We start from the raw sequence: 16,135 nt of genomic DNA, 5'->3' as shown, positions 1-16,135 counted from the left end.
AGAAGTCGACCAGAAGAAGAACCAGAAAGGCTGCAGCGGAAAATATGCGTCCCTTTGGACACCGCATCATGCACGTGAACGAGCCGTCCGGACCAGGGATGCCACGGATACATAAGCTCGCGAACCTCGGTCCCGTGGGTGTTCTGTCGTCGTGTTGTACAACCATTTCCGGCCGCACTCATCGCTCGGATACCAAACCCCGGCAGACTTTGCCGGGACCATCGCCGCAACCGGCTCCAACGCTGCGCGAGATGAAAGCTTCGCGTTTCCGCCGGTTGCTCACACCGCGCCACTTGGCGTATTCAAAACCGCCGGGGCTCTAGTCGCCGCTGGATGAAAGTTCAGTGGCAGGTCACCGAATGCATCGAGATTAATGGTGCGTACGCGGCGGGACGAAGTCAACGTTAGCCTTTGCATTGGCAATTTGAGGTCGCTATTTCGGAAAGCCGTTGGGAACCGAACTGAAGCCAGATCCCTAGAGGCACACTGGCACATGGGTCAGATCGCACGGACCTAATTTTTACATCGCGCATTTCAGAGCGATTGCCACATTGAATCTGGCAGTACGTGGAGCTTGCGCCGTCATGGTCCTGGTCCGTCCATCGTTGACCACCTTCACGGGATTGCCTTCGACGGCAGATGCTGCTGGCCGCCGGGTGTCAGCGAAAGGGCGCAATAGGGGTTGAAGTCGACCGTCCCGTCCAGACGGCCCAGGGCTCACCGAAAATGGTAGAGAATTACAAGAATTCGTCAATCCTCGCGACGAATTCGGGTCCTTGGTACGGCCGCTCCGGCCATGTCTGGCAGAGTTGACAACCTTCGGATTTGCCAACCAGATAAAGTGCGGATGATAAAGCGATGGGGAGGTCAGATCCGGCTTCATCCTCTAGAGCACGTCTCGAGAACCATCGCGATTTATCGTCCAAGAGGTCAAGGGTCATTTGGTTAAACTTGGCCACAACAGCCTCAGCTGCGGCGACTCCCTTGACCCGAACAAACGCGGTTGTTGTAGCGTCCAGACTGGTGCTGTAGACCGGAACCTGTTCATGTGCGGCCGAGAGCTGAGGATATGGGTGTCGTAGGCCGTGCCAATTGCGTTGCCAGCGATCTTGGGCCGCGAGTACCGTCCTCCTCGGGACCTCGACGAACATGGCGCCATCGATAGGTCCGATGGCTGTGAATTTGGTCGAAAAACTAGCTCTCTGGCGGTAGCGGTCAGGTACGTCAGAGAACCACTCGTCATCTTTGCCGTTGAGCGTGTTCGAGCAATTATTGTCTAGAATCCGCTCTGCTTGTTCATGACTGGTTGCTTTGATGTGAAGGTTGCCTTGCAGCAGAATTTCGATTGCATAGATGTTCATTTCCCAATGTCCAAAACGAGAGAATTAATATGGTTGAGCGCGAAATCGGCGCTCTTGGTACCCAAAGCGGCGAGCACGCGACGCTATTTAGACCAGCCGCCTGGGACGCCTATGCTAGTCCGGCCACCGCTGCTCAAGTCCGCAGCCTTCAGAAGCTCCGATGACCTTGATTGCTGACGACAAGACGACTGGTAAAGCCGCCATCTCGTCATCGTCGAAGCCAAGCTTCGAGAACCACAGCCAGTATCCCATCTGCAGTTCGACGTGGAATTGCTGCTGGAACTTCGAAGTGATGATCCTTGCCTCTTGCCGCGACTCGGCTTTGATGAACGCTGTAGCCGTGAGATCGACGTCGGTGGTGAACACTGGCACTTTGTTGAATTCTTCCGCGCGTTCAGCGAATGGAACTACCACATCACGAGAACCGAGAACGAAGCTTCGCTGCGCAAGCTCTACGTCTCTTTCCGTGACCTCGACGAGTTGCGATCCGGGGAAAGTCGCATTTAGGGTGAGAGATGATGCGAAACTAACCCGAGGAACGTGCTCGAATGACACGTCCGAAAACCAAGCGCGATGCCGCGCATCGATGGTATTCGAACTGAGCCGGTCGAGTATCTTCTGTGCTTTTTGGAGGGTGGACGCCTTTATGTAAACCGTGCCGTAAACCAGGACTTCAATCGCGTAAAAACTCATACCGCTATTCCGAACTCGAACGGTAAAATGGTCAGGCGAACTGATCTGCCTGTCAACTGACCTAGTTCACTCTAAATCTTGGCCCTCATCTCATTCAGGTCAGATTGAATTGACCACGTTCCTCGTACGCGCGGGCCTAAGCCTTTTTGCAGACGTGTTCGAATAGCCGTTTAGACATCTTGGCTTCGCGGAGAAATAGTCGTTTGCTTCCGAACGCCGATCGACACAGTATTGAAACTACCTAAGCAGAGCGCCTGACAGATGGATTGCACTGACCCCCCAAATTGCTCCTACACCGAGAAGGAAAAGGAGCACTGGTCGAAACCGATACGGGCACAAGCATTGGAGTTGGCAATATCTGCCGTTAGCGAGGCTTGGGCGATCCTCGATGTAGAATTACAAAAAGATGGCTTCGACGATCGAATTCCGCCGTTTGAAGGCGGCTCGCGCTATGCTTACTATTGCGATCTGGATACTCAAACACTTGAGGATTCGGATTCTGTCTACTTCAACTCGCCGGACAGAAAACGCAAAACCGACGACCGGGATCTACGATATTTCGAGACTTGCTTTCAGGTTCACGACTACTTTTCTCCTCGCATTAAAGCGTTAGCTTTGAGGACTTTGGCTAAAGACCTTGTGAGCGTGGCTTCTGTCATGCGCGAAGAGGATCTGCAGGATGCCCTGAACCGGATTGCCTTGAACAGTGACGGCTCAGTCAATGTATTTTCCACCTACGAAAATTACCATCCATATTTTCCGTTGGATTGAGTGAAACCTGGACGGCGCTTCAGGCAAATCAGGGAAGAGATTACATGAAGCCATTGTTCGAAGTTGGCCAGGGGGTAAGGCCTGCCGACGCGGCGGTCCTGTCGGTCTACCACCGCCGTACTCCGTTCCCACCATCTATTCGGGAGCGAAGGAAACGACCGACAGCCTGTCCGCAACTCGCGCATTCCGATTGACTTCCACCAGCCGATTGTTCAACTAAAACTCGTGTTTTGGTTGAGGGGCTCAAATGCGATTCGTGGGAAATATCATCTGGTTTGTCTTCGGGGGCGCTGTACTTTCCCTGATGTGGTTACTCGGAGCCGTGCTCTTCGCGCTCACGATCGTGGGCTTGCCGCTGTCGCGTGGAGCTATTGAGATGGCTAAGCTGTCAGCGTTTCCTTTTGGCAAGGAAGTCGTTCACGTTCGTGAGCTCGACGGGAAAGGCGTCACTGCCGTGACCGCGCTGACAGGAACGATTGGTTTCGTCGTAAATGTCATCTGGGCCTGCACCTTCGGTATCGGCTTGTTCGTCGGTCATTTGGTCGCTGGCGTGATCAACTGCATTTTCATCATCACCATCCCGTTCGGACTTCAATCGTTCAAGCTCGCTGGTCTCAGCTTCTGGCCAGTGGGCCGCCGGGTGGTATCCGTCGAAATGGCGCGGATCGCGCGAGAGCACAACGCCCAGGAAAAGTTCAACAAGATCCGTGCAAAGAGTGGCGGCACAAGCGTTATGGCCGCAAAATGAGCCGGTCACCGCCGCTCGAAAACAATATGAAGTGGGGCCTCGTTTTTGGCGCAGTGCTTGCCTTCAACGGTGCGGCGCACGCGGACTCCATTCCACGGTACGATCCTCCAAGCTACTGTTCTAAGGTATCCGAGGTGAGTGGCGGATCGCGCACCATCTACAATGGGTGCCTTTCAATGGAACAGGAAGCCTACGATACGCTCAAGTCGTCGTGGGGCCAGATCGCAGAAAGCGCGAAGAGCTACTGCGACGAGGTCGCGCGATCGAGTGACTCCTCGTACAGCATCCTAAAGGGTTGCATCGACATGGAAGCGGATGCATCGTCTTCGGAGCCGGAGTTCAGGTATTGAACAGGACATCGTTGCTCACCGCCGCGCTGCTCACGTCCTCCCCCTTCTTGCTTGCTGCGAGCGCCTCGGCCGCCGAACCTGTCATTGTGACGTGCAAATTTGAAAAGCTCCCTCTGATGATTCTGACTTTTCGGGGCGGGATGGGAGCGTCCGATAACACCTTGCAGATGGGTCAATCGAAACCAGTCCCGCTGAGCGTTGGATCTAGCCTGATGTCGGCGGAATACGGCACGCAGTCCTTCACATTTTCGCTGCGACTACCGGCAAATGTCTCAGTGAGCGCTCCGAAACAAAATACGCTAACCTATTACGGGGACTGCATCAGCACGCTCCAGCCAAATTGAAGTCGATGCCTCCAGGAGTTGAAAGCCAGGTCCACGCCCCTTCATTGCGTGAAAAAAGCCCGTCAAAAGAAACCATCCCAAGGCGGCGAGCATCTTGCCCATTCACATGCGGACGAGCTAGCTTGCGAGACGACGCGAAGCACCCTCCTCCTCAAGGGCTCTGATCCTCTCTGCCGTTACGACTGCACCTTGGTCGAGCTCATCGGTGACCTTGAGCAACAGCTCTCGTTCAGCCATCAGAATTTCCCGCGCACGGCTGAGCTCAACCTGCAGAATTTCATCAATTTTCCGGGCTGACGTCGAGTTCGCTACGACGGCGGCGACTACTTGAGGACTAACCTCGGTCGCCCGTTGGACAAGACTATCGCCCATTCCGACCTGCACCTCGATTTTTGTCGCAAGCGCCGTTGCCCGAGCCAGATCGCTTTCGGAACCCATCCCAGCTCCCTCGCCGTGCGAGCCAATCAGAAGCTGTTCCGCTGCGATGCCAGCGAGTAGCAGGCAGATCTCGTCCACGTAGGACTGTCGACCCCGAAACCGAAGCGCAGAGTTCTGAAATACCGAGCCACCTGCTCTCTGGATGTTTACACTTGGGTTCAGTTGATCGGCGATCTCGACGAATAGGAACTCGCCGCAACTCAGACGTCGGCCAACAATTGCATGACCGGCCTCGTGGATAGCAAAGATTTCCGAAAGTCACCGGCGAGAGGGACAAGCTCCGGTAAGTTGGCTGTCAAATCCGACAGATTCAGCGGCTCTCGTCGCAAGCGTGCGGCGCGTTTGGCATCACGAACCAACTTGGCAAGGTCAGCGCCGGTCATTCCTCGTGTCTGCATAGCAAGCGCCGTCCGGTCATATGTAAACGGCACTTCACCGATCAGACTTTCAATGATGGCGATTTGATCGTTAGCGTCCGGCAATGGAATGGCGACATGTTTGTCGAGGCGGCCAGCTCTACGGATCGCTGGATCAATATCCGACGGATTGTTCGTCGCGCCGATGACGACCACCCCTTCCCGCCCCCCTGCTCCATCCAAGCACTCGAGGAATGCGTTCACCACCTGCGTAGAGTAGGACTTGTTATCATGGTCGAAGCTTTCGCGATCGCCGAAGCTGTCGAGTTCGTCCACGAACATGATGCTCGGCGCGTCTGCTTTCGCCCGGGCGAAATCCGACCTCCTCAACTTGAGAAGATCGCCGAGATGTCCCTTGGCTTGCCACTGCCCTAGTGAGGACGCGACAAACGTGACGCCACAGGTTTTCGCCAGGGCTTGGGCGAAGATGGTTTTGCCAACACCTGGAGGCCCACTGAGCAGCAGCCCACGGTCGACATCGTCCCACGACAAGATCCCTGCCCGCCAGTCAGCCAGATCCTTAGCGAGTTGGAGACCCCACTCCTTAGCTGGACCGTAGCCATGCATGTCCTCCAGCCGAGGCGTTGCACGGAGTTCTGCCCGTTTGACCGGCTCGGGGTCGGCAATGGCCTCGGCGCGTGCCTCTCGCCGTAATCGACGTAAGGTCTCATCCACTGGACGCCACGGTCTCAGGGCGATGACAAGATCCTTGATAGGATATTTTAGCAATCGTTTGGCTTGCCCATAGCTGACCTTCATATCTAGGATCTCGCCACATGCGGCCTTCAGGTCGCCGGGTCGCACGGGTTCGATATCCACAATCCAGTCGAGTGCAAGTCGTAGATTTCTAGGGATATCTTCTCTGTTTGGGCAGATCACGAGAGCCTTTGGTCGGCCTTCGCATTCATTCTTAAATTTTCTCTCATTGTCCAACAAAGTGTCTCCCTGGCTGAACCAGCACGAGGCAACCGGGCCAAAATTCGTCTCGTCCTCCTCACCGAATAAAACCAGCCGAGCTGCATTGATGTGCTCATGGGGATCTGAGTTGTCCGGACTGATGAGCACCAGGACACCGACGTCAGCCGTCACGAAGCTCGGGATTTTCTTCAACGCGCGTTGCGTTGTCAGGTGAAGGGCGAAGTCTTTTACGGTCGCACGGACGCGTTCATTTCGCGTTGGGCTTTTCTGAGACATAGTTACACCACGGATTGGACAGCAGGGATTGACGCAGAGGAATCAGAGTTCCTGTGTGGCCTGCTATCCGTCCCGCTGTAACTGCCTGGGTTTCGTCCGTGTTGACGAGCCAACTCCCCCAATCCGCGATAGTCCACCAACCACATCGGAAATGATGGCCTGATCAGAGATTGGGCTACGGTATGGATAAGGGAAAGCCTGGATAGCTGTGACCGCAAAACCGCGATCAGAAACAGAGATGCTCATCATGAACCCTCAACGAAAAACAGCGATGAAACCCACAGGCGGGAGTTCAGCGATCTATTCGTATCAAGGTTCGAGCGAGAATATCCATACGAGAACGAATAGAGAACTGATCCAGGCGCGTCAAGCTCAAACTCGTACTTTCTGGGGCGTTATTCGCGCCACCTGCTTGGACGGTAAATTTCGCTCAGCAGAACAGCAGCCCCGACTTTTGCCGTTAAAGGCCAAGATCCTTGTGGAGCTCTTCTCCGTCGTCATTGGATGGACGCAGCCCTGCCTGTTCGCTCGAAACCCATGTCCAGCTCATAACGAATGCACCGTCGTCGCCGCCGCGAGATATGATCGTGTCCAAATCGACCTCGAGATCGTCGCTGATTTGCACCGCTGCGGCGAATGCCGCAGTGTCTGGATCCACTGGCTTTCGCAGTTTTTCTGCCAGTGGCCCTTCCGGAATAGATTTCAGAATCTGATCGAGTTCATCTTTTTCGAGGCGTATCCACATCGGTCTAGCTCAATTGCACTGCTGCCAGTGTGCTTCTCACTTCTGTGGGCCGCAACGGTGGATGTAAGGCACCAAGTGCTCTCGCATACCGAGTCTCTACCGGCACCCTTGATGTGAGACCGACAACGCGCAATGCGGCGGACAGAGCATAGCTGGGATGCAAAAAGTGGGATTGCTAGACTCAGGCTTGATAGGTAATCAACCGCCTCACGCGGACGGCCTGCCGATCACTCGGTTTTTGCCGTCGGTAGCAACATACGGGCGCTCCCCAAATCGGGTCGAGCGCCCGTTGTGTTTGATCGCATGGGAGCGAATAATTCTGCAGCCCAGCAGATTCCGCAATCTAATGCCCTTCAAAACTAAGTAGGCACGGGCCAACGGGGCTATTTTTGTGCCGCAAATCAACTCCAGGACTTGTAGTGCCAACAGGCACAGTAAAGTGGTTCAACTCCGAAAAAGGGTATAAATGCACTGATTCAACGGAAAATCAGTTCGATGTTACAAAGAGATTGGCGCGGAGCACGTTCCGTCTGTATTGAACCGGGCGTCACGATGCGCTTGTGCCCAGACACGACGGTAGGCCAAGCACATCGACTTCGACGCTCGGGTAAATTTTCTCTTTCACCAATTGAAGGGCGTTCACGTTGCCTTCGATGGGCAACAACCCAGCATCGCCGGGGAGCGCTGGCAACTGTTCCTCGGCCGAGAACCTGAACAATGTGATGTGAGCTATTCGCGGCGGCTTTGGACGCCAATCTTCGAACCAGATGGCGTCTGAAACAGCTGAGCGAAGCCGTTGCAGCTCTGGTGTGTTTAAGCATGGAATGTTGACCCCTCTGGCGGGGTGATACTTATCCAATTTTGACCCCCCTTGGATTTCATCCGACCATCCGGCTTTTGCCAGTGGATGGGGTGGGGAGTTGAAGAGAGTGGATACGATTGCCCGTGTCCGACGAGCCTTCCATGTTCAGGGCTGGTCGGTGAAGAAGATCACCAGAGAGCTGAATGTTTCGCGTAATACGGTTCGCAAAATCCTGCGTTCTGATGCGACTGATTTTGTCTACAAACGAGAACATCAACCGTTGCCCAGGATCGGAGCCTGGAAGGGTGATATTGAACGGTTCCTCATTGCCAACGAAGGCAAGGCATCGCGCGAACGGCTGACGCTGATCCGGATTTACGAGGAGGTTCGGGCACTCGGCTACGACGGCAGTTATGACGCGATCCGGCGATATGCCAAGACCTGGGCGAAGAACCGGGGAGCCGTGACGGCGGAAGCCTATGTGCCCCTCTATTACGCGCCGGGCGAAGCCTACCAGTTCGACTGGAGCCACGAGATCATTCTGATCAACGGGGTGACTACGACCGTGAAGGTCGCGCATGTCCGGCTCTGCCACAGCCGGATGATGTTCGCCCGAGCCTATATGCGTGAGAGCCAGGAGATGGTGTTCGATGCCCATGACAAGGCCTTCGCCTTCTTCCGTGGCACCTGTACGCGCGGCATCTACGATAACATGAAGACTGCGGTCGAGGCGGTGTTCGTCGGCAAGGAGCGACAATACAATCGCCGCTTCCTGCAGATGTGTAGCCACTATCTGGTCCATCCCGTTGCCTGCACGCCCGCATCCGGATGGGAGAAGGGACAGGTCGAGAACCAGGTCGGACTGGTTCGAGAACGCTTCTTCACACCACGTCTTCGGGTTAAAAGCCTGGAAGAGCTGAACGTCTGGCTGCTCGATAAGTGCATCGCTTACGCCAAGGCACACCGTCATCCTGAACAGACCGAGCGAATGATCTGGCAGGTGTTCGAGGAGGAACGCGGCAGCCTCGTGCATTACGTCGGGCCGTTCGATGGTTTCCACAGCGTCCCGGCCTCGGTGTCGAAGACCTGCACGGTCCGTTTCGACAACAACAAATACTCCGTCCTCTCGACTGCGGTCGGCCGCCCTGTTGAGGTTCACGCCTATGCCGAGAAGATCGTCATCAGGCAGGACGGCGTGAACGTCGGTGAGCATCCGCGTTGCTTTGGCCGTGGCGAGACGATCTACGATCCCTGGCATTATGTACCCGTTCTGGCTCGCAAACCCGGCGCTTTGCGCAATGGTGCGCCGTTCAGGGACTGGGTGTTGCCAGCGGCGATGGAGAAGGTCCGCAAGCGCCTGAAGAGCGTCCACGACGGTGATCGGCAAATGGTCACAATCCTTGCATGCGTTCCCACCGATGGTCTGACGGCCGTCGATGCGGCCTGTCAGGAGGCGCTGGACCAAGGCGTCTGCTCGGCCTCGGTGATCATCAACATTCTGGCTCGTAGTCGTGACCCGGCTCCGGCCGCAACCCTGCAAACCCCGGATGCGCTTCGATTGACCCATGAACCGGTCGCCGACTGCGCACGCTATGACAGCCTCAGGAGGGCAAGCTGATGGAACGCACACAGGTTCTCGAACTGATGAGCACGCTGAAGCTCTATGGAATGCGCAGCGCCTACGACGAGGTCATGGGCAACGGCATCAAACGGCAGCACGAACCGCCGCGCATTGTCGGTGATCTCTTGCAGTCGGAGATCGCCGAGAAGCAGGCCCGCTCCATTCGCTACCAACTCAGCATCGCCAAGCTGCCCCTCGCTAAGGACATCGACGATTTCGACTTCACCGATACGCCGGTCAATGAATCCCTGGTGCGGGAGCTGGCTACCGGCACCTTCGTCGCCGATCAGCGTAACGTCGTCCTCGTCGGCGGCACGGGAACCGGAAAGAGCCATCTCGCCATCGCGATTGCCCGTGCACTGATCCGCAACGGAACACGCGGGCGCTTCTTCAACGTCGTCGATCTGGTCAATCGGCTGGAAACGGAAACGCGCAGCGGCAAGCAAGGGCGGACGGCCGACTATCTCAATCGTCTCGACTTCATCATCCTCGACGAACTCGGATACCTGCCATTTGCCCTGGCCGGCGGCCAACTCCTATTCCATCTGATCAGCAGGCTCTACGAGCGCACGTCGATCATTGTCACCACGAACCTGGCGTTCGGTGAATGGCCGACGGTGTTCGGCGATGCCAAGATGACGACGGCACTTCTCGACCGCCTGACGCACCATTGTGAGATCGTCGAGACCGGAAACGAATCCTGGCGCTTCAAGAACCGCTCTCAAAGCTAAAGCCGAAGAGCCCCATCACCCGCACTTGGCCTACCCTCTGCAACCCCGGCCAGCGCCGGGCAGGCCAAGCGCTGATCTACAGCACAGGGGGGTCAAAATTGGATAAGCAAAAGGGGTCAATGTTCGGTGCTGATTGACACCTTTACGGATTTTTTGGTCGCATCGCTATGGGAAATGAAAACCGCTCGGTATGGCTCATTGTTCTTTTCCCTCTCCCTCAGAGCGCTGACCGCTTTCAACATGAGGCACAGAGTTCTTGCCGGTACCAGCTGCGCCTTCGATGCGGTGAGGCCCTACGATTTTCGCTTCAATGAAGCTTTTTTGCTGCGATGTCAGCATAGGCAGCCATTCATCGAACCCTCTAAAGATCGAAGAATTTCCATCGCTGGGATTATCAAGAAACGAAACCTGGAGTTCTTTGACGCCGACTGCGGCTGTGGAATCGTCAGTCGCCTTACGGACGGTCTCCCTAAATCGCGGCAGTGCCTCGAAGGCCTTTCTAAAGTTTGTAAGTTCGGCGGTCTCTTTTGCCGCCTCCCCCAATTCATAGCCTGCCTTATAGACTAGCAGGAAGTTTCCAGCGACGCCGCGTTTCTCCAGCCGATTAGTCATCGGCTCTCGCTCAATTACGATGCGGAAGGGTGTGGGGCGATACTGAAAAGGGAATAAGACCGACTTCGAAGTACCGGAGATCATTTTCTCCGAATGCGTCAGGCTCAGACCGTTCCAAATCTTCTTGATGAACCTCAAGAGTTTTTGAGTGGCAAAAAGCGCCTCCGACTCGTTTAAGCTGTCAAAGACCCTCGCCTGCTCGATGTCGATAACTACGAACTTGGAGTCCTTTGACACTTTCGGGCTGAATAAGGCAATTCCATCAGCGTCTGTGATCATCGAAAGTGTAGCCGATAACGTAGCCGACCGGACTTGGCCGCGCAGAATTGCCGCAAATGTCTTTCCTTGCTCAAACTCGGTAGACTGCAACGTCCTACTGGAAACAATTTCGTCGACTGCAGCATCGTCAATGATCAAAAACTTCATTTTGTAACCCCTGCACGGTTTGGAATTCGCTGGCGTAGAACGCTCACCAGCTCGGGATCAGGATCGTCTAGACCAATGCGTCCAAACATCAGGGAGAAGCTCTGCAAGAGGTGTTCGATTTCGGGCGACGGAATTTGGCTGATCGGCATGGCGAAGTCGTCGCGGGAGAAGCTGAGACAATTAGCGGTGGATAGTGCTGCGTCCTTCTCAAACCGGCTTTGCTCAAGCCCCTCTGCAATTAGCATTGCAAGATTTCGCGGGACGAATGTCGCTTCTCGAAGCAGCGCTACGTAACCGTCCCTCGCCTCGCCAGGATACACACTCGGTAGAAAATAGTACCCTCCGACCTTATGCTTGATAAGTTCATCAATCACGCCGGATTTCAGACTTTCAAATCGAGCGAAGAAACCGGCGTGGTCCATCGAAAAACCGGACGACGCAAGGTCGTAGTCGCCAATCAAATCTTCAAATTTTTCTCTCTCTTTCTTTTTCAAATCCGCGAATGTGGTTGATAGCAATTCGCGCAACGTCTGCGAAATCAACACACTCTCTGCGACTGACTGCGCCTTCAGAAAGTTCCTGATCTTACCCAAAGCCTCCTTCTCAGCGCGATCCCTGATGATGTCCAAGCCATCAACCATCAGCCAATCATCCAGGGTCACAACTGGAATATAGTTCAAAACTGGAAACTTTGCCTGATCGATATCACAACGAGCCGTTATAACCAGACCATAAACGTGTTGGTTATGGTACCGCTCGGCCCTGGCGCAGGTGAAGATGGTGCCTTGGTCGAGCTTGCCAATGCGTGCGTCAGTAAGTTTCATCGGGTTCAATAAGGAAGGATGCGAAATTTCTTACGCATGTTGTGGATCATAAGTTGAAAAAGGACTAGCGCTTTCCGCGAAATCAATCAATCACCGGCTTTACTGCACGCAGCTTGCCTCCTTCAGGAGCGGCCGATTTAAGCGAAAGTCGAAGGTGGCCCGGCGAACGCACCTATGACCAGCACCATCAATGAATGCGGGTGCCGCAGTTGCTGCACGATCATCATATCTCTGCCCCTGACGACATTCGATTCTCAGCACGGAATTATCCCCGCAACGGGCGAGCACCACATCGATTGGGCACATGAAGCCTTATCGTTGGGACCTTCTACGATTCTCTTCATTTTTGAGGTGATGGCGTATTCCTTGTCCCGCGAAAGGCTCGTCCGAAAACCGTCCGATGATGTGAAGATGGACATGGGGGACGGTCTGCCCCGCAACCTGTCCGATGTTCCATCCGACATTGTAACCTTTCGGCTCCTGCTCATCGAGGAGCAGCTTGGCCCTGCTGAGAAGATCGAATGTGTCGAGCCACTCGTGTTGAGTTAAGTCGAACGCCGTCGCAACGTGTCGCAAGGGAATGATCATCCCCGCGCATTGCAGCACCGGGTCAAGGCTCCGAATGAAATACGCGCTGCGGTTTTCCAGCAGGGTAGCGTCCTTGCCAGAACGATTGGAGGGGCAGAAGGGGCAGCTTGAGATCATGGTTGGTGGCCTCAAATAACGTTCGCCTTGCCCGTTGACGGCGAGCTACAAACAGGGAATCCGGCCACTCAAAAGAGCTTCAGAGATTTGACGAAGTGCTTCACCGGTGCACACGGCAGCTGCGGCTCAAGATAAGCTAATTCCTCGCGGAAGAAATACCGCCGATTGATAACCTCTGGAACAAAGGCCAATGCTCGGTAAGACCAATTCAAGAAGCCTAGCGGCTCTCCAAGTTCCATCACCGCATGATGCTCCCCAACATGGCCTGGCTCTTCTGTTAATCCACGGCTATTGAACATATGGCGGAACGACAAATCTTCGATCTTGGTGACCGGTAGATAGGTTTCGGCATTTTTTGGCTCAGCGGTTCCAATGCAGTATGGCCGACCACCCGCCGATGCCTCTGCTTGGGCTGCAACGAAAAAACCATCAAAGCCAAATAGAAAAAACAGTGCAATTGCGGCAATCAGACCAACAAGCACCCGGCCAAAAACTCTCATGAAACACCGCGTCAAAAATGGCTGCAGAACGATGTATGCAGTCTCGCACGGGAACGCAACGCACAGGTACTTTATTGCCGAAACCTCCAGCGTGCAGTTCGTGCCCGTCGTACGGCCGACGATGTGACGTGGTCCCATTCGTGACCTCGCCGGTCCGACCGTGTCCATTAGAGAAGAATTCTAGGTCCTGTTGACAAAGCGAGGTTGGGCGCTTGCGAGTAATCGTGATCCGGATATGTACAGCAGATGACAACCGCTCCGTGCCCGGTCTACCTTTTTAGAAGCTCAGGTTTCGCCCCGTCCAGCGACACCGTGATTAGTGTTGCACCTCTGAACCGTGTCGTCGCAGTTTACGGCAATGGAGGCGTTGTTGGCGAGGGCGGCCTGTCTTCCTCATTCGGTGGTGCAGCGGTCTTCAAGAACGACGCCTCCGGGGAACTCTTCATCGGCGTGTGGGGAGCCCGTAATGCCTCGCGTTTTCGCAGCGAGCTACGGGCTCACATGCAAATTGCCGTTATCAAGGAAGCGCCAGACGCTCGGCTTGCTTTCTGGGGTGCGGAGAAAAAGCGCCCTAAAAGGCCCTCGCGCACATGAGAGGCAGCCATATTTTTGACTGAGGCGAGACTCGCCGTTCTTTCAGGTTGAAAGCAGGATGCTCTCTTTGCGCCCTCACGTCTGAAGACGGAGCGTGTGGGTTTGACCACCAGGATCACCGGCTAAAGTAGGAGGAGCTTGATGGCGACCTGGGCAGCAATTCTCGTCGGGCTTTGCATCGGATCGTGCGTACTTGTGCTGCTCATGATTTGGACAATTAGATCAAGCTTTTCAAACTCCCCATCTCGCCTCCCTGATCCCCATGAGAACTCCAACGAGGCGTACGACAACAACATCCGATAGCAACATCGCGCCATGAGCAACAACGGACCGGCCCACGTCGGCCCCTCCGGACATATGCTACGGAACGAACGCCAGCAGATCGATTATCCGCCAGCCCATAAGACCTGCGCAAAGCCCGGCAATAGCGCCGACAGGCATGAACATGAGCACGCCGAGTATCCCAGCTAGTTGATAACCCAACCAGCCGCCAATGATCAGCCCCATGGTGCTCAGTAAGGTAGTTATCGTCTGGTGCAGTCTGGTCATACGTCAAACCTAGACACGGGATTGGCCGTGTTCAATGGCGGGAACGGACCGAAAGCAGGTGATGGCCCTCAGCACCTTCGGGCCCACGCCAGCCGGTCGTTGCAATCTGTTTTCAAATCTCGTCATCTCAGCATGCTGCCGTCGTCCGTCATCGCAACACAGGCCGACGCAGCCCAGGGCGCTCCGACATGAGGTCGTCGAGCGCCCGTTCTTTTTGCAGGCGGCAACCCGCGACGAAGCAGCCATCGGTCATATTTTTCAATCCAGATTTAAGATACACGCGTATATTGCGGTTGGGGACTACAGTATCCGAACCTTGAGGGGTCGAGGACCATGTGCTGGAACACATCGTCGGCATTCACGCCGGTCGGGCTAGCTCTGCGCGGTCCGACAACACACAATGATCGTATGTACGCTCGGCGATGCGGCACATATCCTCATCAAGGATTGGCCATCCGATGACGGCGAGGAATATGTCGCCGCCGTCAAAGCCTGCGTCGATGCAATCAGCGGGCAAATTGCTCCAGAACAATTCCGAGAAGCGCTATTGCGTGCGGCCGATGAGGCGGGCATCGCTGCTTTAACTGTCGTTCATCGATGACAATCGGTAGGAAAGCGGCTGGCCGAGATCCGCATGACGGGGAAACGGCGTTGAGACCGATGCCGATCGGGGCTCCGCATAGCCGTAGTCCTTTAAGCGGCAGCTGATCCAGCTGAGGTTACTTCTCGACGCGGTTCCTGGCAGTCATGGCAACGAAGTCCGCGCCATAGTTAAATGGCTGATCGGACGTGCAAGAATAATGGAGCACCACGTCACGCGTTTGGTTGAAGTTGTGCTTCCGAGGTTGGAGCCATCCAGCCAAATCGATCAACTTGCGCTGGCGCACTGACGGAGTGTTGGGCTCGATAGTGCCGTCCCATACGACCACATTTTGTCCTTCGTCAAAGTTTTCGATGGCGATAACCTCATGACAGGACCTGTCCGTTATTGTAGCAGATCGGAACTCCGCCCCTATGTATTCACTTCCCTCGAAGCGTACAGGCGCAAGCCACTGCACCTTATGCTGAGATGTGCCGGAAATAGGTTTAGAACCAAATCGCATGGCGATTCCATCGGCCGCGTGCGTCCAATTGTCTTCGGATTCATCACCGAGATTTGTACCAGACTCGATGAAGGTCTCATCTATGAAATGATCGATACCTGGAGATGGTGTCCATGCTCCGTAATGACGAAACTTTGGTTCGCCTGGTCTCCATGCGATGCGCTGACTGAAAGAAGGCGTGGCAAAGCACTGACCAGTTTCGGCATCAAAGCAATAGTAGTCAATTTTGGCCCGCCACTGCCAATGGAGTGCTGTCATCGGTGGTAAAAGAAGCGAAATGGCGTGAGAGCAATTGCCTTGGCATTGGGCAGACGATTGCGTTGGAACACCAGCTAAAATCTCATTCGTCGGGCGAATTTCATATTCGATAGTAGAGCGGCTGCAAAGGCGGATTGGATCAAAGGTGCCCCCAATTTTCGCCGTAGCATACGGGAAGTCGTCAGCCGCTCCCTGCCAGGGGCTGTTCTTGATTGGGTCTAGGAGGTGTTGCTCGCTCTTGAAAGCCGCATCACCGTACATTCCCAACGGGCAGTTTGATCCCGACGCGTTGGCGTGAAAAGCAAAGGTGAGTGCTGCGCCAACCACCCAAAGTGATAATCTCATTTTTT

At 55.0% G+C, this 16,135-nt stretch carries 14 protein-coding genes and 4 pseudogenes; 6 read left to right on the top strand and 12 right to left on the bottom strand.

Features of this window, described 5'->3' with window-relative positions:
• Window positions 1-157 precede the first annotated feature (157 nt).
• Window positions 158-337, top strand: a pseudogene (locus MF410_RS31215) (IS3 family transposase); the annotation flags it as partial.
• Window positions 338-737: 400 nt separating this feature from the next.
• Here MF410_RS31215 and MF410_RS31210 read toward each other — a convergent pair.
• Complete coding sequence (locus tag MF410_RS31210; RefSeq protein WP_125851242.1) at window positions 738-1,361, bottom strand: hypothetical protein; 624 nt, start codon at window positions 1,359-1,361, stop codon at window positions 738-740.
• Window positions 1,362-1,475: 114 nt separating this feature from the next.
• Entirely contained in the window at window positions 1,476-2,054 is a 579-nt protein-coding gene (locus MF410_RS31205) for a hypothetical protein (RefSeq protein ID WP_125851240.1), read from the bottom strand.
• Between the two features lie 261 nt (window positions 2,055-2,315).
• On the opposite strand from MF410_RS31205, the gene MF410_RS31200 reads away from it, so the two are divergent.
• Both MF410_RS31200 and MF410_RS31195 read left to right on the top strand, forming a co-directional pair.
• A complete protein-coding gene (locus MF410_RS31200) occupies window positions 2,316-2,825 on the top strand; it encodes a hypothetical protein (protein ID WP_125851228.1) in 510 nt (169 codons plus the stop codon).
• 247 nt (window positions 2,826-3,072) lie between these two features.
• The gene (locus MF410_RS31195; RefSeq protein ID WP_125851226.1) at window positions 3,073-3,573 is read left to right on the top strand and encodes a YccF family protein; all 501 of its coding nucleotides are present in this window, start codon (window positions 3,073-3,075) and stop codon (window positions 3,571-3,573) included.
• Between the two features lie 811 nt (window positions 3,574-4,384).
• Here MF410_RS31195 and MF410_RS31190 read toward each other — a convergent pair.
• The 4 genes and pseudogenes from MF410_RS31190 to MF410_RS31175 form a co-directional block, all read right to left on the bottom strand.
• Window positions 4,385-4,909, bottom strand: coding sequence for a hypothetical protein (locus MF410_RS31190; RefSeq protein WP_210276407.1), 525 nt, complete (start codon window positions 4,907-4,909; stop codon window positions 4,385-4,387).
• Window positions 4,906-6,315 carry an ATP-binding protein gene (locus MF410_RS31185; RefSeq protein ID WP_239620834.1) on the bottom strand — a complete coding sequence of 470 codons (1,410 nt, stop codon included), beginning with the start codon at window positions 6,313-6,315 and terminating at the stop codon, window positions 4,906-4,908. The genes MF410_RS31190 and MF410_RS31185 overlap by 4 nt, the downstream gene beginning before the upstream one ends.
• 460 nt (window positions 6,316-6,775) lie before the next feature.
• Entirely contained in the window at window positions 6,776-7,060 is a 285-nt protein-coding gene (locus MF410_RS31180) for a hypothetical protein (protein WP_125849259.1), read from the bottom strand.
• A 547-nt stretch (window positions 7,061-7,607) separates the two neighbouring features.
• Window positions 7,608-7,868 (bottom strand): annotated as a pseudogene (locus tag MF410_RS31175) (hypothetical protein); the annotation flags it as partial.
• Between the two features lie 112 nt (window positions 7,869-7,980).
• Here MF410_RS31175 and istA point away from each other — a divergent pair.
• Window positions 7,981-9,474: pseudogene (gene istA / locus MF410_RS31170) on the top strand (IS21 family transposase); the annotation flags it as partial.
• Window positions 9,475-9,479: 5 nt separating this feature from the next.
• On the top strand, window positions 9,480-10,214 hold the full coding sequence (gene istB, locus MF410_RS31165; RefSeq protein ID WP_017996675.1) for an IS21-like element helper ATPase IstB: 735 nt from the start codon (window positions 9,480-9,482) through the stop codon (window positions 10,212-10,214).
• 195 nt (window positions 10,215-10,409) lie between these two features.
• Here istB and MF410_RS31160 read toward each other — a convergent pair whose 3' ends face one another.
• The 5 genes from MF410_RS31160 to MF410_RS31140 all read right to left on the bottom strand — a co-directional run bounded on the left by MF410_RS31160 (window position 10,410) and on the right by MF410_RS31140 (window position 14,424).
• A complete protein-coding gene (locus tag MF410_RS31160; RefSeq protein ID WP_239620832.1) occupies window positions 10,410-11,252 on the bottom strand; it encodes a hypothetical protein in 843 nt (280 codons plus the stop codon).
• Window positions 11,249-12,076, bottom strand: a complete 828-nt coding sequence (locus MF410_RS31155) for a hypothetical protein (protein WP_130696029.1) — start codon at window positions 12,074-12,076, stop codon at window positions 11,249-11,251. Before MF410_RS31155 ends, MF410_RS31160 begins: the two co-directional genes overlap by 4 nt.
• Window positions 12,077-12,388: 312 nt before the next feature.
• Window positions 12,389-12,781 carry an HIT domain-containing protein gene (locus tag MF410_RS31150; RefSeq protein WP_130696030.1) on the bottom strand — a complete coding sequence of 131 codons (393 nt, stop codon included), beginning with the start codon at window positions 12,779-12,781 and terminating at the stop codon, window positions 12,389-12,391.
• A 68-nt stretch (window positions 12,782-12,849) separates the two neighbouring features.
• Window positions 12,850-13,281 (bottom strand): hypothetical protein, encoded by a 432-nt coding sequence (locus MF410_RS31145; protein WP_130696031.1) that lies wholly within the window; start codon window positions 13,279-13,281, stop codon window positions 12,850-12,852.
• A gap of 954 nt (window positions 13,282-14,235) precedes the next feature.
• Window positions 14,236-14,424 carry a hypothetical protein gene (locus MF410_RS31140; protein ID WP_130696032.1) on the bottom strand — a complete coding sequence of 63 codons (189 nt, stop codon included), beginning with the start codon at window positions 14,422-14,424 and terminating at the stop codon, window positions 14,236-14,238.
• A 333-nt stretch (window positions 14,425-14,757) separates the two neighbouring features.
• Here MF410_RS31140 and MF410_RS31135 point away from each other — a divergent pair.
• A pseudogene (locus MF410_RS31135) lies at window positions 14,758-15,025 on the top strand (DUF982 domain-containing protein).
• Between the two features lie 118 nt (window positions 15,026-15,143).
• On the opposite strand, the gene MF410_RS31130 reads toward MF410_RS31135, so the two are convergent.
• Complete coding sequence (locus tag MF410_RS31130; RefSeq protein WP_239620829.1) at window positions 15,144-16,130, bottom strand: hypothetical protein; 987 nt, start codon at window positions 16,128-16,130, stop codon at window positions 15,144-15,146.
• Window positions 16,131-16,135 lie beyond the last annotated feature (5 nt).

The organism is Rhizobium sp. C104, assembly GCF_022354505.1.
In the GTDB taxonomy this organism is placed as follows: Bacteria; Pseudomonadota; Alphaproteobacteria; order Rhizobiales; family Rhizobiaceae; genus Rhizobium; species Rhizobium redzepovicii.
The sequence above is the reverse complement of the archived record's forward strand: the minus strand, read 5'-3'. Positions and strand labels throughout refer to the sequence as shown.

What these genes read in the sequence shown, in the direction of transcription:
- istB (WP_017996675.1), top strand. Translation starts at nt 9,480, where the DNA reads ATGGAACGCACACAGGTTCTCGAACTGATGAGCACGCTGAAGCTCTAT.
- MF410_RS31155 (WP_130696029.1), bottom strand. Translation starts at nt 12,076, where the DNA reads ATGAAACTTACTGACGCACGCATTGGCAAGCTCGACCAAGGCACCATC.
- MF410_RS31160 (WP_239620832.1), bottom strand. Translation starts at nt 11,252, where the DNA reads ATGAAGTTTTTGATCATTGACGATGCTGCAGTCGACGAAATTGTTTCC.
- MF410_RS31140 (WP_130696032.1), bottom strand. Translation starts at nt 14,424, where the DNA reads ATGACCAGACTGCACCAGACGATAACTACCTTACTGAGCACCATGGGG.
- MF410_RS31185 (WP_239620834.1), bottom strand. Translation starts at nt 6,315, where the DNA reads ATGTCTCAGAAAAGCCCAACGCGAAATGAACGCGTCCGTGCGACCGTA.
- MF410_RS31210 (WP_125851242.1), bottom strand. Translation starts at nt 1,361, where the DNA reads ATGAACATCTATGCAATCGAAATTCTGCTGCAAGGCAACCTTCACATC.
- MF410_RS31130 (WP_239620829.1), bottom strand. Translation starts at nt 16,130, where the DNA reads ATGAGATTATCACTTTGGGTGGTTGGCGCAGCACTCACCTTTGCTTTT.
- MF410_RS31145 (WP_130696031.1), bottom strand. Translation starts at nt 13,281, where the DNA reads ATGAGAGTTTTTGGCCGGGTGCTTGTTGGTCTGATTGCCGCAATTGCA.
- MF410_RS31180 (WP_125849259.1), bottom strand. Translation starts at nt 7,060, where the DNA reads ATGTGGATACGCCTCGAAAAAGATGAACTCGATCAGATTCTGAAATCT.
- MF410_RS31195 (WP_125851226.1), top strand. Translation starts at nt 3,073, where the DNA reads ATGCGATTCGTGGGAAATATCATCTGGTTTGTCTTCGGGGGCGCTGTA.
- MF410_RS31205 (WP_125851240.1), bottom strand. Translation starts at nt 2,054, where the DNA reads ATGAGTTTTTACGCGATTGAAGTCCTGGTTTACGGCACGGTTTACATA.
- MF410_RS31150 (WP_130696030.1), bottom strand. Translation starts at nt 12,781, where the DNA reads ATGATCTCAAGCTGCCCCTTCTGCCCCTCCAATCGTTCTGGCAAGGAC.
- MF410_RS31200 (WP_125851228.1), top strand. Translation starts at nt 2,316, where the DNA reads ATGGATTGCACTGACCCCCCAAATTGCTCCTACACCGAGAAGGAAAAG.